The following is a 26,811-nucleotide window of genomic DNA, read 5'->3' on the forward strand; positions in this document are numbered from 1 at the left end:
GAAAGGTGCCTCTACTTCTCTACGGTTACGTCGCTACGGGGATGCTCGTCAGTGCTCGAAGGCTCGCCGGGAACCGGTTCGTGGAACAGATCGGACTGTGCGGTGCGGTCGCGGATGTTGACGACGACGCCGCGGTACCGGGCGATGGCCGGCATCACCAGCACGCCGTCGTCGACCCGTCGGACCAGGTCCAGACGATCGAGCAGCGCCACGGCGCTACGCCGGAGGCCGTCGTGGTCCGCCTGCCACTGGGCGGCGAACGTGCGTCCGAACTGGCGGACCAGCTCCTCGACCGCCGCCGTCAGCCAGGCGTCGTCGAGCAGCGCGTACCGGGCCGGGTCGGGCCGGTCGTCCACCGGGGTGAACAGGTCGGCGGGTGTGTCCTCTATGTCCTCGGCCAGCTGCTCGAAGATCCCGGCGCTGGGAATCGCGGCGTCCAGATGGGTCATCAGGTCGCGTTGCCCAGTGTCGGGAAGCGGGTGCCGGGGGAGTTCGGACGCATCGAGATCGAGGACCCGGTCGGCCATCTCGCCCGCCAGCAGCAGCGCGACCTGGGCGACGGTGCCCGTGCTGGGGAAGCGGACGTCCGACATCCTCCCCGACGGGTCGATCATCGCGATGCCCTCGGCGCGGCGCTCGGCCACCAGTCCCGTCAGCTCCTCGACGTCGGCTGCCGTGCGCGGCAGCGCCAACTGGAGGCGTTCGTCGTCGGTGAGTTCGTCGGCATACACGACGGGACGTTCGACGAGCGCGCGGCGCATCCGGCGCGCGATCTCCCGCGGGTCGGTGGCGCGGTACCCGATCGAGTCCTCGTCGAGTAGTTCCTTCTCGCCCGCGAGCAGCGACCGCACCGACGTCAGGTGCTGCAGGGCCCGCGGCGGCCGGAACAGTGCGACAACGACCGAGCGGTCGATGTCGTAGAGCGCCTCGCCCGCATCGGGATTCGACGCCCACCCGCCGGCGTCGCCGTCGGCGAGGACGATCGCGCCGCGCGCCGCGAGCCAGCCGACCGCGTCGACGAACGCGTCGCGGTCCGCGGCCCGGTCCGTCGACAACGCCACCCCGGGGACCTGGGCGGCCTCGGTGGCGACGTGATCGGCCAACTCCGACAACGTGATCTGATTGCCGGCGCGGCCGAGGGCCGCCAGCGCGAGCGCGAGGTACGCGTACCGGTGACGGTCGAAGGTGCGGTCGTTCGTGGTCCGGGCGGGGGTGCCCGGGATGAGCCGGTCGGCCACCGTGAACAGCCGGGCCGTCGTCTCGGTCACCTCGAGTCGGTAACCGAACAGTTCGAGCAGGTCGTCGCGTAGTTCGGTGGCCCACCGGCGCAGCAACGGCAACGCCAGACGGTCCGGGTATGTCTGTGTCACAAGGTGATTCGACAGGATGACGCGGGCCGCACGCTGGTACGAGTCGAGGTCGAGCGGGGAGACGGTGCGGGCCCTCACTTCACGCTCACCTGCAGTCCGTCGAGGTGGAGCCGACCGCGTGCGGTCTGCACCACCGTGGACTCCGCGTGTGGGCTCAGGGTGAGTCGGACGCCGTTCTCCGAGCCCGTCGAACTGGGCACCGTACCGCTGACCGGTACCCGCGCGGTGAGCGCCGCGTTGAGCAGGCTCAGCAGGACGTCGGTCTCCTGGGCGTCGAGCACCCGGTCGTAGGCCCCCTTGGCGGCGAGCGAGGACGCGGCGACCGCGCGGGCGCGCTGGGCCGCCATCTGCTCCTCCCGCAGGCGCCGGATGCTGCCCTCGTTGCGCTGCACGCGCGACGGCATGCCCGGCGTCGCCGCGCGCCCGGTCTCGGCGAGCGTCCGGGAGATCTCGACCGGCGTCGCGTCCCACCACGACCGCGAGTCGGGGATGATGTCGGCGTCCGGGTGGACCATCGACAGGTGTCGGGGGCGGCCGAGGTCGAACACCAGCTGGAACAGCGCGTGTGCCGACTCCTCGGTGGGCGTCGCGGCGAACCAGCCGGCGAGGTGGCGGAGTTGGCTCTCCCGGCTCACGCCGCCGCGGCGGGTCTCGGTGACGCGGCGCAGCAGCGACAGCACGGCCGCGATCGCGCTCATCGTGCCCTCCCGCAGTCGGTCGGATTCGCTCGGGCCGGCGGCCGCGACGAACCACTGGGCCAGACCCGACCAGCGTGCCCGCCAATCGGATTCGCGCTCCTCGCGGGACATGAACAGGCGCTCGTCACTGGTCGCCGCGCGAGCGATCAGCGAATCGATCCCGGTGGACTCCACGAGTTCGATCGCGGCCGCGAGCTTCGGTGCGTAACGGGCGAGGTCGGAGCTGAACTCCCGCATGTGGCTCAGGAGCGCGTCCTTGTGCGCGAGGAACGCCTCCGGAGTGATCTCCGTGGTGCGCACCAGGTCCCCGAGCATGAGATAGAACTGCGCCGCGCGGGCGGCCATGTCGGTGAGCGTGGAATCCAGGCGGGACAGCTTCCGGTAGATCAGGTCGGCGTCACCGCGACGGTTGGCTTCGGCCAGTTCCTCCAGATCGGCGAGCAGGTCCGGCAGCGCCAGCCGGGACAGGGTCGCGTCCTCGAGCCGGGCACCCAGGAGATCCTCGACGGCCCGGAAGGCCAGATACCCGGCCTGGCTGAACTGGTAGACGAAGTGCCGGTTGCGGTACTCGGCGAGCGTGGCCGCCCGGCTGCCGTCGTAGCTGCGTTCCAGCACGCCCCACGTGTGCAACTGCTCGAGGAGGGGCGTGATGTCGGCCGACGTGAGCGCGCCGTGCGGGTCGTCGCCCGCGGTGCGCGCGAGGATGTCCGCGACCTCACCCGCATGCAACAGCACCACGTAGTTTGCGCGCGCATTGTCGAACGCGCGCAACACCCACAGGTACTCGGCGCGCTTCTCGGCCGTCGTGAAGGAGAACAGTCGTAGCCGGTCCTCACGGGCGGCGAAATCGACGTCCGCGACCGTCCGCGTGTCACCTGAATCGCTCACCGTCACAGCCTAGGGCGTCGGCCGGTCCGCGAGCGAACACGCGGGTCGGTCACCGTGTGCGTCGTACTGCGCGACGCCACACGGATTCGTCCGCGGTGAGCGTCGTCAGTAGGTACTCGGCGGCGTCCGGGTGCCGGAACGGGCCGGCGACCAGGTCCGCGTAGACGTGCGCTGGGGCGACACACCGCAGCCCGTCGCGGTACTGGAGGCGGTCGAACACCACCGCGGACCACGGTGTCGCAACCACGACGTCGGCGGCAAGCCGCCCGTTCGGCCCGGCCCCGCCGTCGACGGGGCGCAGATCCAGGGCCGCGGCGAACGCGTCGACGTCGTCGGCGTACACCTCGAGCACGGTGGGGGTGGCGTAGTCGGTAGCACCGATCCCGGTGACGGCGTAACCGAGGTCGCCGTCGGTCGCCGCGAGCCGGGTCCGGAGGTCGTCGAGACCGCCGGGCGCGGCGAAACCGCGTGTCGGACAGGGTTTGCGGTCGGCCGCCCACGCCCGCAGCATGTGCTGCCACCGGACGTCGGTGATCGGCCCGCGCGGCAGGCGGGTGATCAGTTCGCGCTCGAAGAGGACCTCGACCACCCGATACGCGGCGCCGGTGGACGCGCCGGAGAGCTTGATGAGTTCCGGCACGGACAGGTCGCCGGTGTGGTCGGCGAGGGCGCGGACCACGCGGTCGGACGGCTCGCCGGTGAGCACACCGGACGGCCGGCCGGGCCCACGCCAGGGGTCGGCGTCGGCGCCGCGGTTGCGCACCCAGATCGCGGGCCGCGAGGCGACCAGGTTGATGTTCCCGGTGGCGTCCGCGTACGAGATCCCGTGGCCGTCGAGTTGGCGGCGCACCGGCTCGGACAGGTAGTGCGCACACACGAAAGCCCGATCGCTGTCGGACAGCTCGGCGGCGATGCGGGCGACGTCGCCGCTGAGCACGCCCTTGGATGTGACGATCGAGTAGGAGACCGATTCGCCGTCGGGCGCGGTGATCAGCAGGCGATTGGGGGCCGCGGGGGAGCGGGGTCGATCGGCCGACACCGTCCAGCCGTGGGGGAGGTGCGTCTCGAGCCACGACACCGAGCGGCGATAGATGTCGATGCCCCGCTCGGGTCGCGGATTCGGTGCAACGTCCACTGTGGTCACATCCGCAACAGTAGCCACTCTGTGCGCAACGGAAACGGAAGATAAGCCGAATCGGCCCGGGCGTGTCGCGGCAGGAAGTCGGTACGAGACGGAACAGAAGGAATAACCGAATGGTCGCAGCGTCGCCTCGCGCGCACGCGGACAGTGGTTCCGTCCCGAAGCACCGCCCTCCACCGTGTCCCACCGGAACGGCCTCCTCTACGAAGAGAGGTTCTGCCGCAGTCCAATTCGTGGACGCGGCCCCGAATCATGGCCCGATCACTCGCAGATTCGTCGGCGCAGTCAGGCGTGCAGGTCGGGAGTCGGGGAGCGGCGCTCCACCGGTCGGGGCATGAGAAGCGGCGGCAGCACCGCCAGCAGCAGGGCGGGCAGCAGGAAGCTCGTGCCCGGATGGACCGCGTACAGCGGGGTCAACGCGAGCGGGGCCAGGGCGGCGCCGGAGAACCGGAGCGACTGCACCACCGACACTGCCCCGCCACGGTTGCCGCCCTCGGCGCCGAGGACGGCGGCGTTGACACCGACGAGCACGAACTGCGACGCCACGCCCGCGACGAACCAGGCGAGGGCGGCGACCGCGGCGCTGCCGACCGTGCCCACCACGGCCACGAGCACCGCGCCGGTGAGTGCGCCGATGATCACGGTGCGCCGCGCCCCGATCCGGTCGATCAGAGTTCCGACGGGGCGGGCGGCGAGGATGCCGGCGATCCCGAACCCGGTCAGGAGCAGGCCGCGCGCGGCCGGGTCCATCCCGAAGACGTCCTCGGCCCGGAAGGCGAGGAGGAATCCCAGTCCGCCGAGCGCGCCCCAGCCGAGCAGCGCGACGACACCCACACGGAGCACCGCGGGACGCAGCGCGTCCCGTAGGCGTGCGCCGGTGTCGACCGGGATGTCCCGGGCCGCGTCGGGCAGACCGATCGCCCCGAGGGCTCCGGCCACGAGCGCGATCGCGAGGAACGCCAGACGCCAGTTCGCCTCGGCCGCGAGCCCGCCGATGAGCGGTGCGCTGGTCTGTCCGGCCGCCTGGAGTGCACCGAAGGCACCGAGGGCGCGGCCGAGCTTCTGCGGCGGGGTCATCGCGGCCAGGGTCGCGAGGAGCAGCGGAGTGGTGAAGGCGTTCGCGCAGCCCTGCAGCACCCGCGCGCCCAGGAACAGTTCGAGCGTGGGCGCCGCGAAGCACGCCACCGACGCGGCGAGGTACACGCCGTATGCGGTGCGCACCGTCCGCATCCGGCCCCACCGCGTGCCCAGCGTCCCGGACACCAGCATGACCAGCGCGAACGGCAGCAGGTACGCCGTCAGGGAGGTGGCCGCGGCGGCCGCGTCGACACCGAGTCCGTCGCCGATCTCGGGCAGCATCGAGGTGACGACGCCACCACCGAACGGTCCCAGGAACCCGCCGGCGTAGAGGGCGGCGAGCTGGATCCGTGTGCGAACGCCCGGCGACTGTGTGCCGCTCACGCTCCGAATCGTCCGGGGCCGCGGCGGCGCAGGTACCGCTCGAACTCGGCGGCGAGCGCATCGCCGTCGATCTTGGAGATCGCGTCGGAGATGTCGGCTTCGGCGTCGCCCCGCTCCTCGAGGGTCCGCACGTACTCGGCGATCTCCTCGTCGTCGCGGGTCATCTCGGACACCGACTCCTCCCAGTCCTCGGCCTGGGCCGGCAGGTCACCGAGCGGTACCTCGACGTCGAGGACGTCCTCGACCCGCTGCAGCAACGCCACCGTGGCCTTGGGATTGGGTGGTTGCGAGACGTAGTGGGGGACCGCCGCCCAGAAGGAGACCGCGGGCACCCCGGCCTTGACGCACGCGTCCTGCAGGACGCCGGCGATACCCGTCGGGCCCTCGTAGCGCGACTTCTCGATGTTGAAGCGTTCCGCGGCTTCGGCGCTGTACGCGGTCCCGGTGACGGGAACCGGGCGGCTGTGCGGGGTGTCCGCCAGCAGGGCCCCGAGGATGACGACGGTGTGGACGCCGAGTTCCTCGACGAACTCGAGCAGCTCGTTGCAGTAGCTGCGCCAACGCATGTTCGGTTCTATCCCGCGCAGCAGCAGCACGTCGCGGTCGCTTCCGGGAGGCGAGCACACCGACAACTGGGTGGTGGGCCACACGATCTCGCGGGTCACCCCGTCGACCTGCCGGATCATCGGTCGATTGACCTGGTAGTCGTAGTAGTCCTCGGAGTCGAGTTCCGCGAGTGGCTCGGCGTCCCACGTGAGCTCGAGGTGCTCGACGGCACCGCTCGCGGCATCGCCCGCGTCGTTCCAGCCTTCGAAGGCTGCGATGAGGACGGGGTCGCGCAGAGTCGGCACTGCCGCATCGGCATCGGCATCGGCATCGGCCGATGCCGTGGCGTCGGGGAACTCGGGGGAACTCACGTACCCAGCCTACGACCAGGCGCCGTCGGACCGCCCACTACTCTGGACGGCATGTCTGCACCATTCCACTCTGCCCTGCTCGATGCGCTGACGCAGCGCGTTGTGATCGGCGACGGCGCCATGGGCACGATGCTGCAGGCCGCGGATCTGACTCTCGACGACTTCCTCGGGCTCGAGGGCTGCAATGAGATTCTGAACGAGACGCGCCCCGACGTGCTGCGCGACATCCACCGCGCGTACTTCGAAGCCGGCGCCGACGCGGTCGAAACCAACACCTTCGGCTGCAACCTGCCGAACCTCGCCGACTACGACATCGCCCACCGGATCCGCGATCTCTCCGAGCGCGGCACCCGCATCGCGCGCGAGGTGGCGGACGAGATGGGTCCGGGCCGGGACGGGATGGCCCGGTTCGTTCTCGGTTCGATGGGGCCGGGCACGAAGCTGCCGACGCTGGGCCACGCGCCCTTCGCGGTGCTCCGCGACGCCTACACCGAGTCCGCGCTCGGCATGATCGAGGGCGGCGCCGACGCGATCCTCGTCGAGACCTGCCAGGACCTGCTCCAGGTGAAGGCCGCGATCATCGGCAGTCAGCACGCGATGGAAAAGCTGGGCCGACGCCTGCCGATCATCACCCACGTCACCGTCGAGACGACGGGCACGATGCTGCTCGGCAGCGAGATCGGTGCGGCCCTCACGGCGCTCGAGCCGCTCGGCATCGACATGATCGGCCTCAACTGCGCCACGGGCCCCGACGAGATGAGCGAGCACCTGCGGCACCTGTCGCGGCACTCGACGCTGCCGGTGTCGGTGATGCCGAATGCCGGTCTGCCGCAACTGGGTCCGAACGGCGCCGTGTACCCGCTCACCGCAGAGGAACTCGCGGTCGCGCTCTCCGGCTTCGTCAAGGAGTTCGGGCTCTCGCTCGTCGGTGGCTGCTGCGGCACGACGCCCGAACACATCCGTCAGGTCGCCGGGGCCGTCCGCACGGTCGAACAGGCGCAGCGCAACCCGCAGCCGGAGGACGGCACGTCGTCGCTGTACCAGGCGGTGCCGTTCGATCAGGACGCCAGCATCTTGATGATCGGCGAGCGCACGAACTCCAACGGATCCAAGGCATTCCGTGAGGCGATGATCGCCGAGGACTACCAGAAGTGCATCGACATCGCGAAAGACCAGACTCGCGACGGCGCGCACATGCTGGACCTCAACGTCGACTACGTCGGCCGTGACGGTGCCGCGGACATGGCCGCCCTGGCGAGCCGGTTCGCGACCGCGTCGACGTTGCCGATCATGCTCGACTCCACCGAGCCGGACGTACTGCGGGCCGGTCTCGAACACCTCGGTGGCCGTTGCGCGGTCAACTCGGTGAACTACGAGGACGGCGACGGTCCGACGTCCCGGTACCAGCGAATCATGAAGCTGGTCAAGGAACATGGTGCCGCCGTGGTCGCGCTGACCATCGACGAGGAGGGGCAGGCCCGCACCGCCGAGCACAAGGTGCGGATCGCCGAGCGGCTGATCAAGGACATCACCACCACGTGGGGGCTGTCGCAGTCCGACATCATCATCGACGCGCTCACCTTCCCGATCTCGACCGGTCAGGAGGAGGTGCGGCGAGACGGCATCGAGACGATCGACGCGATCCGCGAGATCAAGCGGCGTTACCCGGATGTCCACTTCACCCTGGGCATCTCGAACATCTCGTTCGGCCTCAATCCCGCCGCCCGGCAGGTGCTGAACTCGGTCTTCCTGCACGAGTGCACCGCAGCCGGCCTGGACACCGCGATCGTGCACGCGTCGAAGATCCTGCCGATGTCGCGCATCCCGGACGAGCAGCGCGAGACGGCTCTCGACCTGGTCTACGACCGCCGCCGCGAGGGGTACGACCCGCTGCAGAAGCTGATGGAGCTGTTCGAGGGCGTCTCCGCCGCGTCGGCACGCGAATCGCGTGCCGAGGAACTGGCGGCGCTGCCGCTGTTCGCGCGGCTCGAACGCCGCATCGTCGACGGCGAGCGCAACGGGCTGGAGGCTGACCTCGACGCCGCGATGCTCGAGCGTCCGCCGCTCGAGATCATCAACGAGACGCTGCTGTCGGGCATGAAGACGGTCGGCGAGCTGTTCGGGTCGGGTCAGATGCAGTTGCCGTTCGTGCTGCAGTCGGCCGAGGTCATGAAGGCCGCAGTCGCCTACCTCGAACCGCACATGGAGTCGACCGGCGACGAGGGCAAGGGCCGCATCGTGCTCGCCACCGTCAAGGGCGACGTCCACGACATCGGCAAGAACCTGGTCGACATCATCCTGTCGAACAACGGGTACGAGGTCGTCAACATCGGCATCAAGCAGCCGATCGCGACCATCCTCGACGTCGCGCTCGACAAGAAGGCCGACGTCATCGGCATGTCGGGTCTGCTCGTCAAGTCGACGGTCGTCATGAAGGAGAACCTCGAGGAGCTCAACGCCAAGGGCGTCGCCGAGCAGTTCCCCGTCCTCCTCGGCGGCGCGGCGCTGACCCGCTCGTACGTCGAGAACGACCTGTCGGAGGTCTACGAGGGCGACGTGTCGTACGCGCGTGACGCGTTCGAGGGCCTGCACCTGATGGACACGATCATGGCCGTCAAGCGCGGCGAGGGTCCGGCGCCGGACAGCCCGGAGGCGTTGGCGGCCAAGGAGAAGGCGGCCGAACGCAAGGCGCGGCACGAGCGGTCCAAGCGGATCGCCGAGAAGCGCAAGGCGGCGGCGACGCCGGTCGAGGTCCCGGAGCGTTCCGACGTCGCCAGCGACATCGACGTTCCCACGCCGCCGTTCTGGGGCACCCGGATCGTCAAGGGCATCGCCCTGGCCGAGTACTCGGGACTGCTCGACGAGCGCGCCCTCTTCCTCGGTCAGTGGGGCCTGCGCGGCCAGCGGGCCGGCGACGGACCGACGTACGAGGAGCTGGTGGAGACCGAGGGCCGGCCGCGTCTGCGGTACTGGCTGGACCGTCTCAGCACCGAGGGCGTGCTGCACCACGCCGCCGTGGTGTACGGATACTTCCCGGCCGTGTCCGAGGGTGACGACGTCGTCGTGCTCACCGAGCCGGATCCGGATGCGCCCGAACGTTTCCGGTTCACGTACCCGCGCCAGCAGCGTGACCGTTTCCTCTGCATCGCCGACTTCGTGCGCTCGCGGGAGGACGCGCGCACGTCCGGGCAGGTCGACGTGCTGCCGATGAACCTGGTGACGATGGGGCAGCCGATCGCGGACTTCGCGAACGAACTGTTCGCCGCGAACTCCTACCGCGACTACCTCGAGGTGCACGGCATCGGCGTCCAGCTCACCGAGGCGCTCGCGGAGTACTGGCACCAGCGGGTACGCGAGGAGCTCATCATGCCGGACGGCCATCACGTGGCCGACGAGGATCCCAAGAACGTCGAGGATTTCTTCAAGCTCGAATACCGTGGTGCGCGTTACTCGTTCGGCTACGGCGCCTGCCCGGACCTCGAGGACCGACGCAAGCTCGTCGCGCTGCTCGAGCCCGAACGGATCGGCGTCGAGCTCTCCGAGGAGGTCCAGTTGCACCCCGAGCAGTCCACCGACGCGTTCGTGCTGCACCACCCGGAGGCCAAGTACTTCAATGTTTGATCGAACGGGGACCGTGGTGTCGGGCAGGCCGACCGGCACCCTCCGCGCGGTCCTGTGGGACATGGACGGCACGCTGCTCGAGTCCGAGAACCTGTGGGACATCGGCGTCCGCGAATTGTCGCTGCATCTGGGCGGTCCGATGTCGGAGGAGACCCGGCAGGCGACCATCGGGGCGTCCAGCTACAACGCGCTCATGACGCTGTTCGCATCGCTCGACCTGGATCCGCACCCGGGCGCGCTCGCGGACGCCAAGAACTGGCTGTACGCCCGGATGGGGGAGTTGTTCGCCGCCGGGCTGCCGTGGCGTCCGGGCGCGCAGCAGGCGCTGCGCACGGTGCGTTCGGCGGGCCTGGGTTCGGCGCTCGTGACCAACACCGACCGGGAGTTGTGCGAGTTCGCGCTCGACACGCTCGGGCGCGAGCACTTCGACCATTCGGTGTGCGGTGACGAGGTGCCGGCCGGTAAGCCGGATCCGGCGCCGTACCTGCGGGCCGCGCACCTGCTCGGGGTCGCACCCGCGGACTGCCTCGCGGTCGAGGATTCGCCGACCGGCGCGGCCGCGGCGGATGCCGCGGGCTGCACCGTGTTGGTGATTCCGTCGATCACCGACGTGCCGTCGTCCGCGAACCGGGTGTTCCGGACGACGCTCGAGGGTCTGACGGAATCCGACCTGTTCGCGCTGCATCGGCAGGAGGCGGCCTGACGTGGCGACCCCGAAGATCGTGCTGTTCTACCGGTTCACGCCGCTCGCCGATCCCGAGGCGATTCGGTTGTGGCAGCACACGCTGGCCGCGTCGAACAACCTCACCGGACGGATCCTGATCTCCGAGCACGGCATCAATGCGACCGTGGGCGGCGACATCGCCGACGTCAAGCGCTACGTGCGCGGCACCCGGTCGTACGCGCCGTTCAAGGACGCGGACATCAAGTGGTCGGACGGCACCGGTGACGACTTCCCGCGCCTGTCGGTGAAGGTGCGTCCGGAGATCGTCACGTTCGGTGCCCCCGACGAGCTGAAGGTCGACGCCGACGGCGTCGTCGGAGGTGGAGTTCACCTGTCCCCGAACGAACTCCACGAGCTGGTCGCGCAGCGCGGCGACGAAGTCGTGTTCTTCGACGGACGCAACAAGTTCGAGGCCGAGATCGGGCGCTTCCGGGACGCGGTCGTGCCCGACGTCGCGACCACCCGGGACTTCGTGGCCGAACTCGACAGCGGCCGCTACGACCACCTCAAGTCCAAGCCGGTCGTCACGTACTGCACCGGCGGCGTCCGCTGCGAGGTGCTCTCCGCGCTCATGCGGAACCGCGGGTTCGACGAGGTGTACCAGCTCGACGGCGGAATCGTCCGCTACGGAGAGGCTTTCGGCGACGAGGGCTTGTGGGACGGCTCGCTGTACGTGTTCGACAAGCGCATGAATCTCGACTTCACCGACAAGGCGGTCACGCTCGGCAGGTGCACCCTGTGCCAGGCGCCGACGTCCCGGTACCGCAATCATCCGGATGCGGGCGGTCGCGAGCTGAAGCTCGTCTGCGAAACCTGCGTCCCGGACGCCTGACGGTGCGGGAGCGCTGACGATGGCCCGCGCGCCGCTGCCGGTGCGGGACGGACTCGGACCGGACCGCCTCCGCATGCCGGCCGGGCTGACGGTTCCCACGATCGTCGAGTTCCTCCGGGCGCACCATCCCGACGAGGACTGGGCGGGCAGGGTCGCCGCCCGTGAAGTGGTGGACGAGCACGGCCGCGTCGTCGACGACGCCACCCGCTACCAGCCGACCCGGTTCGTGTACTTCTACCGGGAGCCCGCGCCGGAGGTTCCGGTGCCGTTCGACGTCGACGTCCTGCACCGCGGCGGCGGCCTCGTCGTGGTCGACAAGCCGCACTTCCTGTCGACGATTCCGCGCGGTGTCCACATCCGGGAGACGGTCGTCGTGCGACTGCGCCGGGAACTCGACCTGCCGGATCTGGTCCCGGTGCACCGGCTGGACCGGATGACTGCCGGCGTGCTGCTGTGCACGGCGGATCCCGCCCTGCGGCGGCCGTACCAGGAGATGTTCGAGCGGCAGCGGGTGCGCAAGGTGTACGAGGCGATCGCGCCGTACCGCGAGGGCGTCGAGTTCCCGCAGATCGTGCGCAGCCGGATCCGCAAGGTGCACGGCGAGCTGACGGCGTACGAGGAAGCGGGAGAACCGAATTCGGAGACCCGCATCGAGATGGTGGAGCGCCGTGGTGACCTCGCCCGCTACCGCCTGCACCCGCGAACCGGTCGAACCCATCAGCTGCGGCTGCACCTGAACTCGCTCGGTGCGCCGATTGTCGGTGACAACTTCTATCCGCAGTTCCGGCGCCGTGAACCGGACGATTTCACTGAGCCGCTGCGGCTGCTCGCGCGCAGCCTCGAGTTCGACGATCCGGTCACCGGTGAGAGCAGGCGCTTCGAGAGCCGACGGGTCCTGGAGTACTGAGTGCGGGCGGTTCGTCGCCGCGTGAGACAATCGGTACCCGTGAAGACCTTCGAATCCCTGTTCGCCGAGCTGACCGAGCGCGCCGCCTCCCGCCCCGAGGGATCCGGCACCGTTGCCGCGCTGGACGCAGGTGTCCATGCGCAGGGCAAGAAGGTGCTCGAGGAGGCCGGCGAGGTCTGGATCGCCGCCGAACACGAGACCGACGAGGCTCTCGCCGAGGAAATCTCTCAGCTGCTCTACTGGGTCCAGGTTCTGATGGTGGGCAAGGGACTGAAGCTCGAAGACGTGTACCGACATCTGTGATCGCCGCACCGAGCCACTGACACCCCTGGGTTCCTGATACCCATCCCCGGAAGGACCACCCCACATGCTGCGCGTCGCAGTACCCAACAAGGGATCGCTCTCGGAGTCCGCGAGCCAGATCCTGGCCGAGGCCGGATACCGCCGCCGTACGGACTCGCGTGATCTGACCGTTCTCGACCCCACCAACAACGTCGAGTTCTTCTTCCTGCGCCCCAAGGACATCGCCATCTACGTCGGATCGGGCGAGCTCGATCTGGGCATCACCGGCCGCGACCTCTCGCTCGACTCGGGTGCTCCGGTCGACGAGCGGCTCGCGCTCGGTTTCGGCGGCTCCACCTTCCGTTACGCCGCACCGGCAGGAAAGGACTGGGCCGTCGAGGATCTGGCGGGTTTGCGGATCGCGACGTCCTACCCCAACCTGGTGCGCGCCGACCTCGCCGCCCGCGGCCTCGAGGCCACCGTCATCCGCCTCGACGGCGCCGTGGAGATCTCGATCCAGCTCGGTGTGGCCGACGCCATCGCCGACGTCGTCGGCTCCGGACGCACCCTCCGTCAGCACAACCTCGTCGCGTTCGGTGAGTCGCTGTGCGACTCGGAGGGCGTGCTGATCGAGCGACAGGGCTCGGACCGCAGCGACAAGGCCCGCAACCAGCTCATCGCCCGCGTCCAGGGTGTCGTGTTCGCCCAGCAGTACCTGATGCTCGACTACGACTGCCCCAAGTCGGTCCTGGACGAGGCCGTCAAGGTCACGCCGGGCCTCGAATCGCCGACGCTGTCGCCGTTGGCGGACACGAACTGGGTCGCGGTGCGTGCCATGGTGCCGCGCAAGGGCCACAACGCGGTGATGGATCAGCTCGCCGACCTCGGCGCCAAGGCCATCCTGGCGTCCGACATCCGTTCCTGCCGAGCCTTCTGACACAGTCGTTTCGAAGCGCGAGGGCGGTGGTTCCCGACAGGGAGCCGCCGCCCTCGCGTCGTTCGTCGCCCTAGCGGGCGCGAACCTGGAGCGTCTGATTGATCCGTCCGACCGCGCCGGTCTCGTCGTAGATGACGCCGGCGCACATGCCGACACCGTCGGGTCCGTACGACGTCTCCGACGACAGCCCGATCCACTCGCCGTCCGGGACCCGGAACAGGTGCACCGTCAGATCGGTGTTGAGGAACGTCCACTCGGCGGGATCGATCTTGGCGCCGGCACCGTTGGAGACGTCGACGACCGTGAACAGCCGCTGGATCGGGCTCAGTGACTCGCCTTCGACCAGAACGGGATTCGGCCGCGCCCACATCTGCCCCGGGCCGTCGCAACCGATCTCGCGGATCCAGCGCCAGTCGAGGCTCGTGACGAATCCGGTGCCCCAGAACGGGCCGCCGAGATCGACCTCGTGGCCCTCCGACAGCGGGCCGAGGGGTGCGTCTGCGGTGTGGACGATCGCGGTGGTGTCGACGGTCTGCATCCGCCACCCGGTGCCGCGGGCTACCGCGCGGGACGTGCCGTCGGGCCCGGCGGCCCACAGCTCGGCGACGACGAGTTCGACGCGCTTGCCGGGGCGTTCGACCCACGAGCGGACCTCGATGTCGCTGATCGGGATCGGACCCAGGATCTCGACGACAACCCGGGTCAGGCGGGTGTCCGCGCGGTGCGCGCACCGCTCGAGCGCGCGCGCCAGCAGCGCCGACGGCGGGGCGCCGTGCTGCATCGTGTCCGCCCACGTGCTCGCGGTCAGCGGTGTGGACGCGAACCGCTCGACACCGTCCGACGCTTCTCCGAGTGGAATGTAATAGGCCAGATCGCTCACTCGACCATCTCCTCGAAATCCGAACTCGCCTCGGGAAAGACGTCCGGCCAACCCGGGTACGGGGGCGGTGTCCCTCCGAAGGCCGGGCAACGGGTCCTATGGTCGCACCAGTCACACAGGCGACTCGGATTGGGGCGGAAGTCACCTGATTCCCCGGAGGCGACGATCGCCTTCCAGATGGCCGAGAGCGTTCGTTCGAACCTCCGCAGTTCCTCCTCGTCCGGTCGGTACGTCAGCGCCTGCGCGTCGCCGAGATAGAGCAGTTGCAGTTGAGCGGGTACCACCCCACGGGTGCGTAGCAGCACGAGCGCATAGAACTTCATCTGGAACAGGGCCTTGGTCTCGCCCAACTCCCACGGCGCGCGGCCCGTCTTGTAGTCGACCACTCGGATCAGCCCGGTGGGGGAGACGTCGATGCGGTCGACGAACCCGCGCAGCAGAACGCCGTCGTCGAGTTCCGTCTCGACCCGCAGCTCGCACGCCTCGGGTTCGAACCGGGTGGGATCCTCGAGCTTGTAGTAGCCGACGACGAGTCGGCGCGCCTCGGTGAGGAAGCGTCCGCGCTCGTCGGGTGTGATCAGGTTCACGAGGTCTGGCGACTCGGTGAGCAGTCGTTCCCATGCGGCCTCGACGAGCGCTCGGGCCCGGTCCGGCACCCGCTCGGCGGCCGGCAGGGCGAACAGCGCCTCCAGTGCCGCATGCACGACGGAACCCCTGACCTGTGCCTTCGACGGTGCCTCCGGGAGCCGGTCGATCGCGCGGAACCGGTAGAGCAGTGGGCATTGCCGGAAATCGCTCGCCCGGGACGGTGACAGTGCGAGCCGGCGCCGCGGCGCCCGGTCGTGCGTTCGGCCGCTGCCGGGATCGACGTAGGCAGGGGGCGTCGGAACTGTCGGGCTCACACCTGGCAGGCTATGCGCTGGAACCGACACGGTGTCGGAAGGTCGAACGAACGGAGTGGGCTCGAGATGGCATCAGGCGGACTGGGACGTAGCGGACCGTTTCAGGTCGGTGACCGCGTCCAACTCACCGATGCCAAGGGCCGCAAGTACACCGTGGTTCTCGAGCCGGGCAAGGAGTTCCACACGCATCGCGGCGGGATCCTGCACGACGCGCTGATCGGCACCGACGAGGGCAGCGTCGTCACCTCCACCAACGGCACCCCGTATCTGGCGCTGCGCCCGCTGCTCACCGACTACGTGCTGTCCATGCCGCGCGGCGCCCAGGTCATCTACCCCAAGGACGCGGCGCAGATCGTGCACGAGGGCGACGTGTTCCCGGGTGCGCGCGTGCTCGAGGCCGGCGCCGGGTCGGGCGCGCTGACGTGCTCGTTGCTGCGCGCCGTCGGGCCGACCGGACGGGTCATCTCGTACGAGGTGCGTGAGGATCACGCCGAACACGCGGTCCGGAACGTGGAGACGTTCTTCGGGGAGCGCCCCGACAACTGGGACCTCACCGTGGCCGACCTGGCCGAGTTCGACGCCGATGCGGCCGGCGGCAAGGTGGACCGCGTCGTGCTGGACATGCTGGCGCCGTGGGATGTGCTCCCGACGGTCGCGAAGTCCATCGTCCCGGGCGGCGTGCTGGTCGTGTACGTCGCCACCACGACGCAGCTGTCGAAGGTCGTCGAGGCGATGCGCGAGCAGGAGTGCTGGACCGAGCCCCGGTCGTGGGAGTCGATGGTCCGCGGCTGGCACGTCGTCGGCCTCGCAGTGCGCCCCGAGCACCGGATGCAGGGCCACACGGCCTTCCTCGTCACCGCGCGCCGGCTCGCCGAGGGCACGGTGACCCCCAAGCCGCAGCGTCGCCCCAGCAAGGGCTGACGCCGCGGCGGGCGGTCCGTCAGGAGCAGTCAGGAGCAGCTCACGCGGCCCATGCCGAAGAGCTCACAGGTCGAGGCGTCGGAGATCACCCACGCGCCGTTCGCCTCGGTGAAGGTGACCGGAACCGGCGCTCCGCCGTGCGGACCCGCGACCTCCGTGACGGCGGTGACGGTGCCGTTCTCGCTCTTCACCTCGGTGACCTTCGCCGTCAGCGGGTAGCCGGCGAGAACCCCGTTGAACTGCTCGACCGTGGCGGTGCGCTGGGCGCCGTTCTCGAGCACCGCCGTCTTCGCCGCGGCCGGGGCCGCCGGGTCGAAGAAGATCGTCAGCTGCTTCTCGAGGACCTCCGCCGAGGGCGCTGCTGCGGCGGCAGCGGCCGAGGTCGTCGCGCTCGTCGTGGCCGACGACGCCGTCGAGGTCGAGTCGGCCTTGTCGGACGAGTCGTCGGAGCCGCAGGCGGTCATTCCGAGGGCGGCGACCAGCACTCCGGCGGCGACGAGGGACTTGCGGATGATCACGGTGAGGCCTTTCGTTCGGGGTCGATCGCATGCGACCGGCCGGTAGGAAGGTAAGGCTAACATGGCCATTCTTGCGGGAATCGAGACCGAAGAGTGATGCCCGCGGCGGTTCGAACACGTGTCGCACCCCGCTTTGCCCGTCGTGCCGGTAGCGTTGATAGATCGGACTGGGAGGAGCTGCAGATGAACCCGACAGAGAATCCGGACCCGGTTGCGGCGGCGCGCGAACTCGACGCAATGAGGGCGGAGACAGCGGCACTCCGTAGGCAACTCGCGGAATCGCCCGAACAGTTGCGTGAGCTCGAGTCGCGAGTGGACTCACTCACCATCCGCAACGGCAAGTTGATGGACACCCTGAAGGAAGCCCGGCAGCAGCTCATCGCCCTGCGCGAGGAGGTCGATCGGCTCGGGCAGCCTCCCAGCGGCTACGGCGTTCTCCTGGGCGTGCACGACGACCAGACGGTCGACGTGTTCACGTCCGGCCGCAAGATGCGCCTGACGTGCTCACCCAACGTCGAGGCCGAATCGTTGTCCATGGGGCAGACGGTCCGCCTCAACGAGGCGCTCACGATCGTCGAGGCGACCACTTTCGAGCGGGTAGGCGAGATCTGTGCTCTGCGTGAGATTCTCGACGACGGTGCGCGCGCGCTCGTCGTCGGGCACGCGGACGAGGAACGCGTCGTGTGGCTCGCGGCACCGCTCGCCGAGATCGCGGTCGACGACGTCGTCAAGGATCCGGATTCCCCGTCGCGCAGGTTGCGGCCCGGCGACTCCCTCCTGGTCGACACCAAGGCCGGTTACGCGTTCGAACGCATCCCCAAGGCCGAGGTCGAGGACCTGGTCCTCGAGGAGGTCCCTGACGTCGGCTACAACGACATCGGCGGCCTCGGACGGCAGATCGAACAGATCCGGGACGCGGTCGAGTTGCCGTTCCTGCACAAGGACCTCTTCCACGAGTACGCCCTGCGGCCGCCGAAGGGCGTCCTGCTCTACGGCCCGCCGGGCTGCGGCAAGACGCTCATCGCGAAGGCGGTCGCCAACTCGCTCGCGAAGAAGATCGCGGAATCCCGCGGTGAGGACAGCAAGGAGGCCAAGTCCTACTTCCTCAACATCAAGGGTCCCGAGCTGCTCAACAAGTTCGTCGGCGAGACCGAGCGGCACATCCGGATGATCTTCCAGCGGGCGCGGGAGAAGGCGTCCGAGGGCACCCCGGTGATCGTGTTCTTCGACGAGATGGACTCGATCTTCCGCACCCGCGGGTCCGGCGTGTCGTCCGACGTCGAGACCACCGTCGTCCCGCAGTTGCTCAGCGAGATCGACGGCGTCGAGGGGCTCGAGAACGTCATCGTGATCGGTGCGTCCAACCGTGAGGACATGATCGACCCGGCCATCCTGCGTCCCGGCCGGCTCGACGTGAAGATCAAGATCGAACGCCCGGACGCCGAGTCCGCGCAGGACATCTTCTCGAAGTACCTCACCGAGCATCTCCCGCTGCACGCGGAGGATCTCGCCGAGTTCAACGGCGATCGCGCAGCGTGCGTGAAGGCGATGATCGAACGGGTCGTCGACCGGATGTACGCCGAGAGCGACGACAACCGTTTCCTCGAGGTCACGTACGCGAACGGCGACAAGGAGGTCCTGTACTTCAAGGACTTCAACTCGGGCGCGATGATCCAGAACATCGTGGACCGGTCCAAGAAGTACGCCATCAAGTCGGTGCTCGATACGGGCTCGCCGGGTCTGCGGGTCCAGCATGTGTTCGATTCGATCGTCGACGAGTTCTCCGAAAACGAGGACCTGCCGAACACGACCAATCCGGACGACTGGGCACGGATCTCCGGCAAGAAGGGCGAACGGATCGTCTACATCCGCACACTGGTCACCGGCAAGAACGCCAGCGCGAGCCGCGCGATCGACACCGAATCCAACACGGGGCAGTACCTCTGACCTACCCGTGACGATCGGTCAGGCGAAGTAGTTCTCCAGCAGGACCCGGGTGTCCGGTACGAACGGCCACTCCGGGTCCTGCAGGTGGTTCCGCAGTTCATCTTCGGTCCACCACCACCCGTCGGTGATCTCGCTCGCCTGGTGCTGGACCGGTCCGTCGTAGCGCGCCTCGAACGCGTACAGGTGGCAGCGCAGCGGCGCCCCGTCCCACGTCCCGTCCCAGGCGACGCGGGCGATCGGGGTGAGCTCGACACCGGTGACACCCAGCTCCTCCGCGAGTTCGCGGCGGGCGGTCAGCTCGGGTGTCTCGCCGGGATCGACCACGCCGCCGGCCAGGCAGTCGTGCATGCTCGCGAAGACGGCCTTGTCTGGTGCGCGCCGGTGGACGTAGATGCGGGTGCCGTCGAGCGAACGCAGGAGCACGCCGGCGCTGCCGTGCCAGAGCCCCTCGGCGTACACCCGGGTGCGTGGCGCGGCACCGACCACGGTGCCGCGCTCGTCGTAGACCGAGACCACTTCGTCCATGGAGTCATGGTCGCACCGACGGAGTCATGGTCGCACCGACCACGGCGTCGCACCTCGACGCGGTCGGTCACCGCGATTGCCGGCGCCGGTTCGGTTCGCGGTCCCGAGCATTCACGATCGCGGTCGCAGTGGCCGCGATCGTCCGGTCACCGTCGTCGGCAAGTCGGGCGAGAGCTTCCCTGGCCGCTGGGCCGGGAATCTCAGCGAGCGCCTGGGTGATCCGCAACCGTGTGGGCGCGTCATCGGTGTGGTCGAGGTGATCCTGCATGGCCCGGACGACATCGTCGGCCGAGGGGGCGACCGCCGCCAGCAGACCCAACGCCTCGGCGGCCTCGACATCGCGCTGGCCGTCGACCACCATCTCGACGAGGACGGGCATCGCGTCGAGGCTTCCCCGCGAGCCGAGGGCGAGTGCCGCGCGTGCACGGATCGTGGCGTCCGAGTCGGCGAGACCTCGTCGCAGAAGTACCGTCGCCTCCGCGGTCGGCACCGCGGCAATCGCGGCGGTGGCGCGACGTCGGATCTTGACCGACTGCGAGTCGAGTCCGACGGCCAGCTGCGGGAGACCTCGACCGGCGGCTCTCGCCAACGACCAGTGCAGCGCGCCGGCCACATTGAGGTCGTCCTCCGCCAGGGCCGCCTCGACCAGTGCTTCGACGGGCAGCGACCCGGCCCCGTCCTGGGACAGGACCGCTTGCTGGCGTCGGGCCGCGGACTCCGATTCGAGCCCGCGCAGTAGCGTGACGATGCGCAGGACGTCGTCCCACGCCGCCGGCGCTGCGGCATCGACACGTTCGAGCTTCGCGAGCAGTTCCTCCTCGGCCGCGATGCGCCGGCGGGTGTGCCCGATGAGGTCTCCGACGAGATCGGACGGCGCGAAATCGGGCTCGTCCAATGCGCGCTTGGAATCGTTCAACGACAATCCGAGGGTCCTCAGGCTCTCGACGTGGAAGAGCCGTCTGATGTCGTCGGCGGAGTACTCGCGGTAGCCGCCCGAGGTCCGGCCGGTGGGTTGCACCAGCCCCAGCGCGTCGTAGTGGCGCAACATTCGCGTGCTCACACCCGAACGCCGCGAGACCTCGCCGATCAACATCCCGTCTCCTCCTATTCCGTGTCCGAACCGGCGACCGCGATGCGCCTGGCCATCTCGACCGAGAGGGTGAACGCGCTGTCGGGGTCGCGGTACAGCCGCTCGGTGGCCTCCGCGTGGGCGCGCACCCGCGGATCGGGACTCGCCGTGGCGGCATCGAGCACCGGCAGAGCAGCCTCTCCGAGTGCGACCAGCGCACGGCTCAGGCTCAGCTGTATGTCCCGGTCGCCACGGCCCAGCCCCGACGCCAGATCGGTCGCGAGTGCGCCCTCGCCACCGGGCGGCACCAGAGCCACGGCCGCCCGCCAGGCGCTGCGCGCAACGTCGTCGTATTCGTCGTGCAGCAGCGCCGAGACGGCGGACCAAGCGCCTCGGTCGCCGATCTTGGACAGCGTGTGCAGGGCCTGGCTGCGGGCCTGCACGTGATCGGACCCCAGCTCGTGGACCAGTCGCGGCACCGTGATCTCGGCGGGCAGACGGCACAACGCCCAGGTCAGCATGTCCCGGACGAAGAAGTCCGGTTCGACGGCACACCGAACGACGAGCGTTTCCGCGAGATCGGGATCGCGATGTGTACCGGCAGCGAGCGCGGCCTGCAGCCGACTCGACGAATCGGCCGCGGCCAGAGCGTCGACGAGATGGGCATTGCGCCCACCGTGGTTGGTTGTGTTCACGACAACCACCTCCTTCGTCGACCATCCGAGTCCTTGTCACTGTGTCAGGGTCAAGCGTTCGGTGTCAGGTGGCGTGTCGGCGCCGGGGATACGCTGGCACGGACGAGAGGTGGTGGCATCGTGCCCCTTCCACGTTCACTCGCCCGGGCCAACCGGGTAGGACTCAATCGTGTGGTGGTCCGCGTCGCCGGGCACCTGCCGGGGTTCGCGCTGGTGCACCATCGCGGGCGGAAGTCCGGTCGCACGTACACCACGCCGGTCAACGCGTTCCGGATCGGAAACGGCTACCGGTTCGCCATGACCTACGGCGTGGACAGCGACTGGGTGCGGAACACCCTCGCGGCGGGCGAGTGCGACATCACCGTTCGCGGGCGGACTGTGCACCTCGTGGACCCGAAACTCGAGACCGACCGGTCCGCCCGGTGGGCGCCCGGTCCGGTGGCCGTCGTGCTCCGCCGAATCGGCGCGGACCAGTATCTGCAGTGCCGACAGGAGGGGGCGTGAACGCCGCGCCGACCGCGGTCCGCGGATGCGCACGCGCAGAACGATCTAGGCTCGTGCCATGCAGCGGATCATCGGCATCGAGGTCGAGTACGGCATCTCGTCGCCCAACGAGCCTTCGGCGAACCCGATTCTGACCTCGACGCAGGCCGTCCTCGCGTACGCGGCGGCGGCCGGTGTGCCCCGTGCGCGGCGGACGCGGTGGGACTACGAGGTGGAATCGCCGCTGCGCGATGCGCGCGGATTCGACCTGGGTCGCCTGGGCGGACCGGCGCCCGTGATCGACGCCGACGAGGTCGGTGCGGCCAACATGATCCTCACCAACGGGGCTCGGCTGTACGTCGACCACGCGCACCCCGAGTACTCCGCTCCGGAGGTGACGGATCCGCTCGACGCGGTGATCTGGGACAAGGCCGGCGAGCGGGTCATGGAGGCCGCCGCCCGGCACGCCTCCAGCGTCCCCGGTGCCCCGCGCCTGCAGTTGTACAAGAACAACGTTGACGGCAAGGGCGCCTCGTACGGCACCCACGAGAACTACCTGATGTCCCGGGAGACGCCGTTCTCGGCGGTGATCACCGGGCTGTCGCCATTCTTCGCGTCCAGGCAGGTGATCTGCGGTTCCGGACGCGTCGGCATCGGGCAGTCCGGCGACGAGGCAGGCTTCCAGCTGTCCCAGCGCGCCGACTACATCGAGGTCGAGGTCGGACTCGAGACGACGCTCAAGCGCGGGATCATCAACACCCGCGACGAACCGCACGCCGACGCCGACAAGTACCGCCGCCTGCACGTCATCATCGGCGACGCGAATCTCGCCGAGATGTCGACGTACCTGAAGGTGGGCACCACCGCGCTGGTGCTCGATCTCATCGAGGCCGGGGTCGATCTCTCGGACCTGCAACTCGCCCGCCCGGTCACCGCCGTGCACCACATCAGCCACGATCCGACACTGCGCGCGACGGTCGCGCTGGCCGACGGTCGTGAACTCACCGGGCTCGCGCTGCAGCGGGTCTACCTGGACCGGGTGGCCAAGTTCGTGGACCGCGAGGGCAACGACGATCCGCGCGTCGCGGACATCATCGACAAGTGGGCGATGGTGCTCGATCTGCTGGAGCGCGACCCGATGGAGTGCGCTCATCTGCTCGACTGGCCCGCGAAACTGCGTCTGCTCGAAGGCTTCCGGAGCCGCGAGGGGTTGTCGTGGTCGGCGCCTCGACTGCACATGATCGACCTGCAGTACTCCGACGTGCGGCTCGAGAAGGGCCTCTACAACCGCCTGGTAGCGCGTGGGTCGATGAAACGACTCGTCGACGAGCAGCAGGTTCTCGACGCGGTGCACAACCCGCCGACCGACACCCGTGCGTTCTTCCGCGGCGAGTGCCTGCGCCGGTTCGGTGCGGACATCGCGGCCGCCAGCTGGGACTCGGTGATCTTCGATCTGGGCGGCGAATCGCTCGTGCGGATCCCGACACTCGAGCCGTTGCGCGGCAGCCGCGCCCATGTCGGCAAGCTTCTGGATTCGGTGGACACGGCTGCTGAGCTGGTGGATCAGCTTACGAACTGATCACACCAGCGAGTCGCGCCGCGTGCTTGCCGCCCCATGGGCAGCGACCATCGGTAGGGTTAGGGTCCGAGCAGGACTCGTCGGACATGCGTCGACGAGTCCGCGGTGAGAAGGAGGTCGGTGGCTATGGCCCAGGAGCAGACCAAGCGCGCCGGTGGTGGCGACGACGACGATGCCCCGATCGGTGAGGGCGCGGCCGGGCAGGAACGTCGCGAGAAGTTGGCGGAAGACACCGACGATCTGCTCGACGAGATCGACGACGTGCTCGAGGAGAACGCCGAGGACTTCGTTCGTGCCTACGTCCAGAAGGGCGGCCAGTGAGGGCGGATCGTGCAGGGGTGCCGTCGGTCGACGGCCTCGGTATGAACACCGGGTTCACCTACGGGTCGAACATCTCGTCGTTCTCCGAGCACCTGCGCATCCACGCACCGGAGCTGCTGCCCGGGAATCGAATCGACATGAGCCGCACCGGCTCCGACGGTGATTCGGCGGACATCGCGCCGCACGGCACCACGATCGTGGCGCTCACCTTCGCCGGTGGCGTCGTCATCGCGGGTGACCGTCGCGCCACGATGGGGAACCTCATCGCGAGCCGTGACGTCGAGAAGGTGTTCGTCACCGACGACTACTCGGCGGCCGGTATCGCCGGTACCGCTGGTGTGGCGATCGAACTGGTGCGCCTGTTCGCGGTCGAACTCGAGCACTACGAGAAGATCGAGGGCGTCCAGCTCACGTTCGACGGCAAGGCCAACCGGCTGTCGTCGATGGTGCGGGGCAATCTGGGCGCGGCGATGCAGGGGCTGGCGGTCGTGCCGCTGCTGGTCGGCTTCGATCTCGATGCTCCCGACCCGGAGAAGGCCGGTCGCATCGTCTCGTACGACGTCGTGGGCGGCCGGTACGAGGAGCGTGCCGGGTACCACGCCGTCGGGTCCGGTTCGCTGTTCGCGAAGGCCTCGCTCAAGAAGCTGTACCGGGAAGGCGGCGACGAGGATTCGGCGCTGCGGATGGCGATCGAGTCGCTGTACGACGCGGCCGACGACGACTCCGCGACGGGCGGACCCGACATGGTCCGCTCGATCTATCCAACCGCGGTGACGATCTCCTCCGCCGGCGCGGCGTACGTGCCCGCGGAGCGCACGGCCGAACTGGCCCGGGCCGTCGTGGCCGGCCGCACCGAGGAAGGACGCACCCCGCGATGACGCTGCCGTACTACGCCTCCGCCGAGCAGATCATGCGCGATCGCTCGGAGCTGGCGCGCAAGGGAATTGCGCGCGGGCGCAGCGTCATCGTGCTCACGTTCACCGACGGCGTCCTGTTCGTCGCGGAGAACCCGTCGACCGCGCTGCACAAGGTGAGCGAGCTCTACGACCGGCTCGGGTTCGCCGCCGTCGGCAAGTACAACGAGTTCGAGAACCTCCGCCGGGCGGGAATCGTCCACGCCGACATGCGTGGATACTCGTACGACCGACGGGACGTGACTGGACGCTCGCTGGCGAACGGGTACGCGCAGACCCTCGGCACGATCTTCACCGAACAGCCCAAACCGTACGAAGTGGAGATCTGCGTCGCCGAGGTCGGTCCGCACGGGTCGGGCCCGCAGGCGCAGCTGTACCGGATCACGTACGACGGGTCGATCGTCGACGAGCAGCAGTTCGTCGTCATGGGCGGTACCACCGACCCGATCGTGACGGCACTACGCGAGTCGTACCGTCCCGGTATGGAACTCGCCGAGGCCGTCTCGGTCGCGGTGAAGGCACTTCAGAACGGGACGTCGAGCGGCAACGGCGAAGGCGAGCGGCGCACCCTCGGGGTGTCGGGGCTCGAGGTCGCGGTGCTCGACCAGTCCCGGCCCCGACGCGCGTTCCGCCGCATCACCGGCGCCGCGCTCGAAGCGATGCTGCCGGCTCCGGCGGCCCCCGCCGCGGACACCGACAATGGGGATACCGGCGGAGCCTCGACCGGTGAGGGCGAGGAGCCGGAGACCCCGACCGGCAAGGACTAGTCGGTCGGAAGGCTCCGGTACAGGACCACGCTGCGGGGTTCGCTCCGGAACTCGAACCGGCGGCCGTCGGCGACCACCTCGCCGTCGGTCGCCAAAGCGACGGCGTCGTCCTGAATCTCCACGGTCGTCGCCGGAGTGTTCAGCTGCACGTAGGTCGCCGACGACCCGAGTGTTCCGGTGAGCGCCGCGGCCACGAGTCGCGTGCGGGAAAACCGCTGGTCGGCCCGGATGTACCGCACGTCGAGCGTGCCGCGGTGGAGCTCGGGCCGGGACATCGGCACCTGATCGACGGGGGAGTAGCGTCCGTTCCCCACGAACAGCATCCAGATCGAGTGCCGCGTTCCGTCGATGGTCACGTTGAGCGGTTGGGCCCGGGCGAGGACCCGAGCCATGGCGAGCGCCGCGGCGGTCCATTTGCCGAGCCGGGGCTGCCAGCGCTCGCGCAACCGCACGGAGTCGGGGTAACCGCCCAGGCTGGCCGTGTTGACGAACGCCGTCGCGCGCCCGCCGTCCACCTGCACCTGCCCCAGGTCGACCAGTTCGGCGCTGCCCGTGGCGATCGCCTCGGCGGTGGACGCGATGTCGCCGACGCCGGCGTCGCGGGCGAAGTGGTTGAGGGTTCCGCCGGGAAAGACCGCCAGCGGCAGGTCGTGACGGACGGCGGCGGACGCCACGGTGACGACGGTTCCGTCGCCGCCGCACACTCCGACGGCCTTGGGCGACCGCGCCGCGATCACCTCGTCGAGTTGGGCGTCGAAATCGCGGTCGGGGTCGAACTCGACCACCTCGGCCTTCGGCAGTGTCGCCGCGAGCTCGGACCGAATGGAGCCGTCGTCGGTGCCGGAGCCCGGATTGGCGAACACGATCATCCCGTCGCCCTCGGACAGCGCCTGCGTGCTGCGCTCGGGGCCGAGCGTCGCGGGTTCCTCGTCCCGCACCGCCCACCACCGTCGGGTCGCGAGCGCGACGGCGCTGCCGACGCCCATGCCCACCGCGATGTCGGACGGCCAGTGCACGCCGGTGTGCACCCGCGAATAGGCGACCGCGGCTGCCAGCGGAGCGAGTGCCGCCCCGGCGACCGGGAATTCGAGCGCCACACCGGTCGCGAAGGCGGCGGCGGAGGCGGAGTGCCCAGAGGGGAACGACGACGAGCGCGGCGTCGGCAGCCCACGCCTGTTCGTGAACTGCGGCGTCCCCGCAGGCGGGCGGCGACGCGGCAACAACGGCTTGAGTGCGGCGTTGGTCAGCGCGCTGGCGCCGGCCACCGAGAGGATCCCGCGGATCGCCGCCCGGCGGGGCCGTCCACCGGCCAATCCGAGGGCGGCCGCGACCCCGATCCACAGCACGCTGTGGTTCGCGGAGGTGCTCAGTGCCCGCAGCCCACCGTCGAGCCGAGACGGCCGCAGGTCGGTGCTCAGTCGCATGAGAACGCGGTCGGTACGTTCCGGGAAATATCTCACTTCGGCCACGTTCCCACCCTATGGCCGCGCGGCTGATCCTGAACGGCAAGGC

General features: G+C 69.4%; 25 protein-coding genes. 13 read left to right on the plus strand and 12 right to left on the minus strand.

Annotation, left to right across the window (positions count from 1 at the left end; translation table 11 throughout):
• Positions 1–11: 11 nt before the first annotated feature.
• The 5 genes from ABTV10_RS11990 to ABTV10_RS12010 form a co-directional block, all read right to left on the minus strand.
• Positions 12–1,448 (minus strand): TIGR02678 family protein, encoded by a 1,437-nt coding sequence (locus ABTV10_RS11990; protein WP_499034972.1) that lies wholly within the window; start codon positions 1,446–1,448, stop codon positions 12–14.
• Positions 1,445–2,956 (minus strand): TIGR02677 family protein, encoded by a 1,512-nt coding sequence (locus ABTV10_RS11995; protein ID WP_499034973.1) that lies wholly within the window; start codon positions 2,954–2,956, stop codon positions 1,445–1,447. The genes ABTV10_RS11990 and ABTV10_RS11995 overlap by 4 nt, the downstream gene beginning before the upstream one ends.
• Before the next feature lie 49 nt (positions 2,957–3,005).
• The gene (locus ABTV10_RS12000; RefSeq protein WP_499034974.1) at positions 3,006–4,100 is read right to left on the minus strand and encodes a hypothetical protein; all 1,095 of its coding nucleotides are present in this window, start codon (positions 4,098–4,100) and stop codon (positions 3,006–3,008) included.
• A 282-nt stretch (positions 4,101–4,382) separates the two neighbouring features.
• Complete coding sequence (locus tag ABTV10_RS12005) at positions 4,383–5,558, minus strand: MFS transporter (RefSeq protein WP_499034976.1); 1,176 nt, start codon at positions 5,556–5,558, stop codon at positions 4,383–4,385.
• Positions 5,555–6,475 (minus strand): PAC2 family protein, encoded by a 921-nt coding sequence (locus ABTV10_RS12010; RefSeq protein WP_499034977.1) that lies wholly within the window; start codon positions 6,473–6,475, stop codon positions 5,555–5,557. The genes ABTV10_RS12005 and ABTV10_RS12010 overlap by 4 nt, the downstream gene beginning before the upstream one ends.
• 51 nt (positions 6,476–6,526) lie before the next feature.
• Between ABTV10_RS12010 and metH the strand changes: the two genes are divergently transcribed.
• The 6 genes from metH (at position 6,527) to hisG (ending at position 13,778) form a co-directional block, all read left to right on the plus strand.
• Entirely contained in the window at positions 6,527–10,096 is a 3,570-nt protein-coding gene (gene metH, locus ABTV10_RS12015; RefSeq protein WP_499034979.1) for a methionine synthase, read from the plus strand.
• On the plus strand, positions 10,089–10,799 hold the full coding sequence (locus tag ABTV10_RS12020; RefSeq protein WP_499034981.1) for an HAD family hydrolase: 711 nt from the start codon (positions 10,089–10,091) through the stop codon (positions 10,797–10,799). Before metH ends, ABTV10_RS12020 begins: the two co-directional genes overlap by 8 nt.
• Position 10,800: 1 nt before the next feature.
• Complete coding sequence (trhO, locus tag ABTV10_RS12025) at positions 10,801–11,652, plus strand: oxygen-dependent tRNA uridine(34) hydroxylase TrhO (protein WP_499034982.1); 852 nt, start codon at positions 10,801–10,803, stop codon at positions 11,650–11,652.
• A gap of 19 nt (positions 11,653–11,671) precedes the next feature.
• Positions 11,672–12,559: a pseudouridine synthase gene (locus tag ABTV10_RS12030; protein ID WP_499034983.1), complete on the plus strand. Its 888-nt coding sequence runs from the start codon at positions 11,672–11,674 to the stop codon at positions 12,557–12,559.
• A 39-nt stretch (positions 12,560–12,598) separates the two neighbouring features.
• Positions 12,599–12,862, plus strand: coding sequence for a phosphoribosyl-ATP diphosphatase (locus ABTV10_RS12035; RefSeq protein WP_005513242.1), 264 nt, complete (start codon positions 12,599–12,601; stop codon positions 12,860–12,862).
• Positions 12,863–12,926: 64 nt separating this feature from the next.
• Positions 12,927–13,778 carry an ATP phosphoribosyltransferase gene (gene hisG / locus ABTV10_RS12040; RefSeq protein ID WP_499034985.1) on the plus strand — a complete coding sequence of 284 codons (852 nt, stop codon included), beginning with the start codon at positions 12,927–12,929 and terminating at the stop codon, positions 13,776–13,778.
• Positions 13,779–13,848: 70 nt separating this feature from the next.
• Here the strand turns inward: hisG and ABTV10_RS12045 are convergent, their stop codons facing one another.
• On the minus strand, positions 13,849–14,658 hold the full coding sequence (locus ABTV10_RS12045; protein WP_499034986.1) for a thioesterase family protein: 810 nt from the start codon (positions 14,656–14,658) through the stop codon (positions 13,849–13,851).
• Complete coding sequence (locus tag ABTV10_RS12050) at positions 14,655–15,560, minus strand: RecB family exonuclease (RefSeq protein ID WP_499034988.1); 906 nt, start codon at positions 15,558–15,560, stop codon at positions 14,655–14,657. Before ABTV10_RS12050 ends, ABTV10_RS12045 begins: the two co-directional genes overlap by 4 nt.
• A gap of 66 nt (positions 15,561–15,626) precedes the next feature.
• On the opposite strand from ABTV10_RS12050, the gene ABTV10_RS12055 reads away from it, so the two are divergent.
• A complete protein-coding gene (locus ABTV10_RS12055) occupies positions 15,627–16,481 on the plus strand; it encodes a tRNA (adenine-N1)-methyltransferase (protein WP_499034989.1) in 855 nt (284 codons plus the stop codon).
• 29 nt (positions 16,482–16,510) lie between these two features.
• On the opposite strand, the gene ABTV10_RS12060 is transcribed toward ABTV10_RS12055, so the two are convergent.
• Entirely contained in the window at positions 16,511–16,999 is a 489-nt protein-coding gene (locus tag ABTV10_RS12060; RefSeq protein WP_499034990.1) for a WKL family lipoprotein, read from the minus strand.
• 183 nt (positions 17,000–17,182) lie between these two features.
• Here ABTV10_RS12060 and arc point away from each other — a divergent pair, with 183 nt between their 5' ends.
• On the plus strand, positions 17,183–18,946 hold the full coding sequence (arc, locus tag ABTV10_RS12065) for a proteasome ATPase (RefSeq protein ID WP_499034991.1): 1,764 nt from the start codon (positions 17,183–17,185) through the stop codon (positions 18,944–18,946).
• A gap of 18 nt (positions 18,947–18,964) precedes the next feature.
• On the opposite strand, the gene ABTV10_RS12070 is transcribed toward arc, so the two are convergent.
• The 3 genes from ABTV10_RS12070 to ABTV10_RS12080 form a co-directional block, all read right to left on the minus strand.
• Positions 18,965–19,471, minus strand: coding sequence for an NUDIX domain-containing protein (locus ABTV10_RS12070; protein ID WP_499034993.1), 507 nt, complete (start codon positions 19,469–19,471; stop codon positions 18,965–18,967).
• Positions 19,472–19,538: 67 nt separating this feature from the next.
• Positions 19,539–20,564 carry a MerR family transcriptional regulator gene (locus ABTV10_RS12075; RefSeq protein WP_499034994.1) on the minus strand — a complete coding sequence of 342 codons (1,026 nt, stop codon included), beginning with the start codon at positions 20,562–20,564 and terminating at the stop codon, positions 19,539–19,541.
• Positions 20,565–20,575: 11 nt separating this feature from the next.
• Positions 20,576–21,235 (minus strand): HEAT repeat domain-containing protein, encoded by a 660-nt coding sequence (locus tag ABTV10_RS12080; protein WP_499034995.1) that lies wholly within the window; start codon positions 21,233–21,235, stop codon positions 20,576–20,578.
• Between the two features lie 120 nt (positions 21,236–21,355).
• Here ABTV10_RS12080 and ABTV10_RS12085 point away from each other — a divergent pair, with 120 nt between their 5' ends.
• From ABTV10_RS12085 to prcA, 5 genes are all read left to right on the plus strand, one after another.
• Positions 21,356–21,739 carry a nitroreductase family deazaflavin-dependent oxidoreductase gene (locus ABTV10_RS12085; protein ID WP_433612997.1) on the plus strand — a complete coding sequence of 128 codons (384 nt, stop codon included), beginning with the start codon at positions 21,356–21,358 and terminating at the stop codon, positions 21,737–21,739.
• A 58-nt stretch (positions 21,740–21,797) separates the two neighbouring features.
• On the plus strand, positions 21,798–23,297 hold the full coding sequence (gene dop, locus ABTV10_RS12090) for a depupylase/deamidase Dop (RefSeq protein WP_499034996.1): 1,500 nt from the start codon (positions 21,798–21,800) through the stop codon (positions 23,295–23,297).
• A gap of 126 nt (positions 23,298–23,423) precedes the next feature.
• Positions 23,424–23,618: a ubiquitin-like protein Pup gene (locus tag ABTV10_RS12095; RefSeq protein ID WP_005513229.1), complete on the plus strand. Its 195-nt coding sequence runs from the start codon at positions 23,424–23,426 to the stop codon at positions 23,616–23,618.
• A 17-nt stretch (positions 23,619–23,635) separates the two neighbouring features.
• Positions 23,636–24,496 (plus strand): proteasome subunit beta, encoded by an 861-nt coding sequence (gene prcB / locus ABTV10_RS12100; RefSeq protein ID WP_499034997.1) that lies wholly within the window; start codon positions 23,636–23,638, stop codon positions 24,494–24,496.
• Entirely contained in the window at positions 24,493–25,299 is an 807-nt protein-coding gene (gene prcA / locus ABTV10_RS12105) for a proteasome subunit alpha (RefSeq protein WP_499034998.1), read from the plus strand. Before prcB ends, prcA begins: the two co-directional genes overlap by 4 nt.
• Here prcA and ABTV10_RS12110 read toward each other — a convergent pair.
• Positions 25,296–26,768 carry a bifunctional phosphatase PAP2/diacylglycerol kinase family protein gene (locus ABTV10_RS12110; protein ID WP_499034999.1) on the minus strand — a complete coding sequence of 491 codons (1,473 nt, stop codon included), beginning with the start codon at positions 26,766–26,768 and terminating at the stop codon, positions 25,296–25,298. The two genes, prcA and ABTV10_RS12110, sit on opposite strands and share 4 nt — an antisense overlap.
• Between the last annotated feature and the right edge of the window lie 43 nt (positions 26,769–26,811).

The organism is Paraburkholderia sp. RHO2 (genome assembly GCF_050955445.1).
Classification (GTDB): Bacteria; Actinomycetota; Actinomycetes; order Mycobacteriales; family Mycobacteriaceae; genus Prescottella; species Prescottella agglutinans_A.

Coding starts and splice junctions, on each gene's coding strand:
- metH (WP_499034979.1), top strand. CDS start 6,527: ATGTCTGCACCATTCCACTCTGCCCTGCTCGATGCGCTGACGCAGCGC.
- ABTV10_RS12020 (WP_499034981.1), top strand. CDS start 10,089: ATGTTTGATCGAACGGGGACCGTGGTGTCGGGCAGGCCGACCGGCACC.
- ABTV10_RS12030 (WP_499034983.1), top strand. CDS start 11,672: ATGGCCCGCGCGCCGCTGCCGGTGCGGGACGGACTCGGACCGGACCGC.
- hisG (WP_499034985.1), top strand. CDS start 12,927: ATGCTGCGCGTCGCAGTACCCAACAAGGGATCGCTCTCGGAGTCCGCG.
- ABTV10_RS12055 (WP_499034989.1), top strand. CDS start 15,627: ATGGCATCAGGCGGACTGGGACGTAGCGGACCGTTTCAGGTCGGTGAC.
- arc (WP_499034991.1), top strand. CDS start 17,183: ATGAACCCGACAGAGAATCCGGACCCGGTTGCGGCGGCGCGCGAACTC.
- ABTV10_RS12070 (WP_499034993.1), bottom strand. CDS start 19,471: ATGGACGAAGTGGTCTCGGTCTACGACGAGCGCGGCACCGTGGTCGGT.
- ABTV10_RS12075 (WP_499034994.1), bottom strand. CDS start 20,564: ATGTTGATCGGCGAGGTCTCGCGGCGTTCGGGTGTGAGCACGCGAATG.
- dop (WP_499034996.1), top strand. CDS start 21,798: ATGCAGCGGATCATCGGCATCGAGGTCGAGTACGGCATCTCGTCGCCC.
- ABTV10_RS12095 (WP_005513229.1), top strand. CDS start 23,424: ATGGCCCAGGAGCAGACCAAGCGCGCCGGTGGTGGCGACGACGACGAT.
- prcA (WP_499034998.1), top strand. CDS start 24,493: ATGACGCTGCCGTACTACGCCTCCGCCGAGCAGATCATGCGCGATCGC.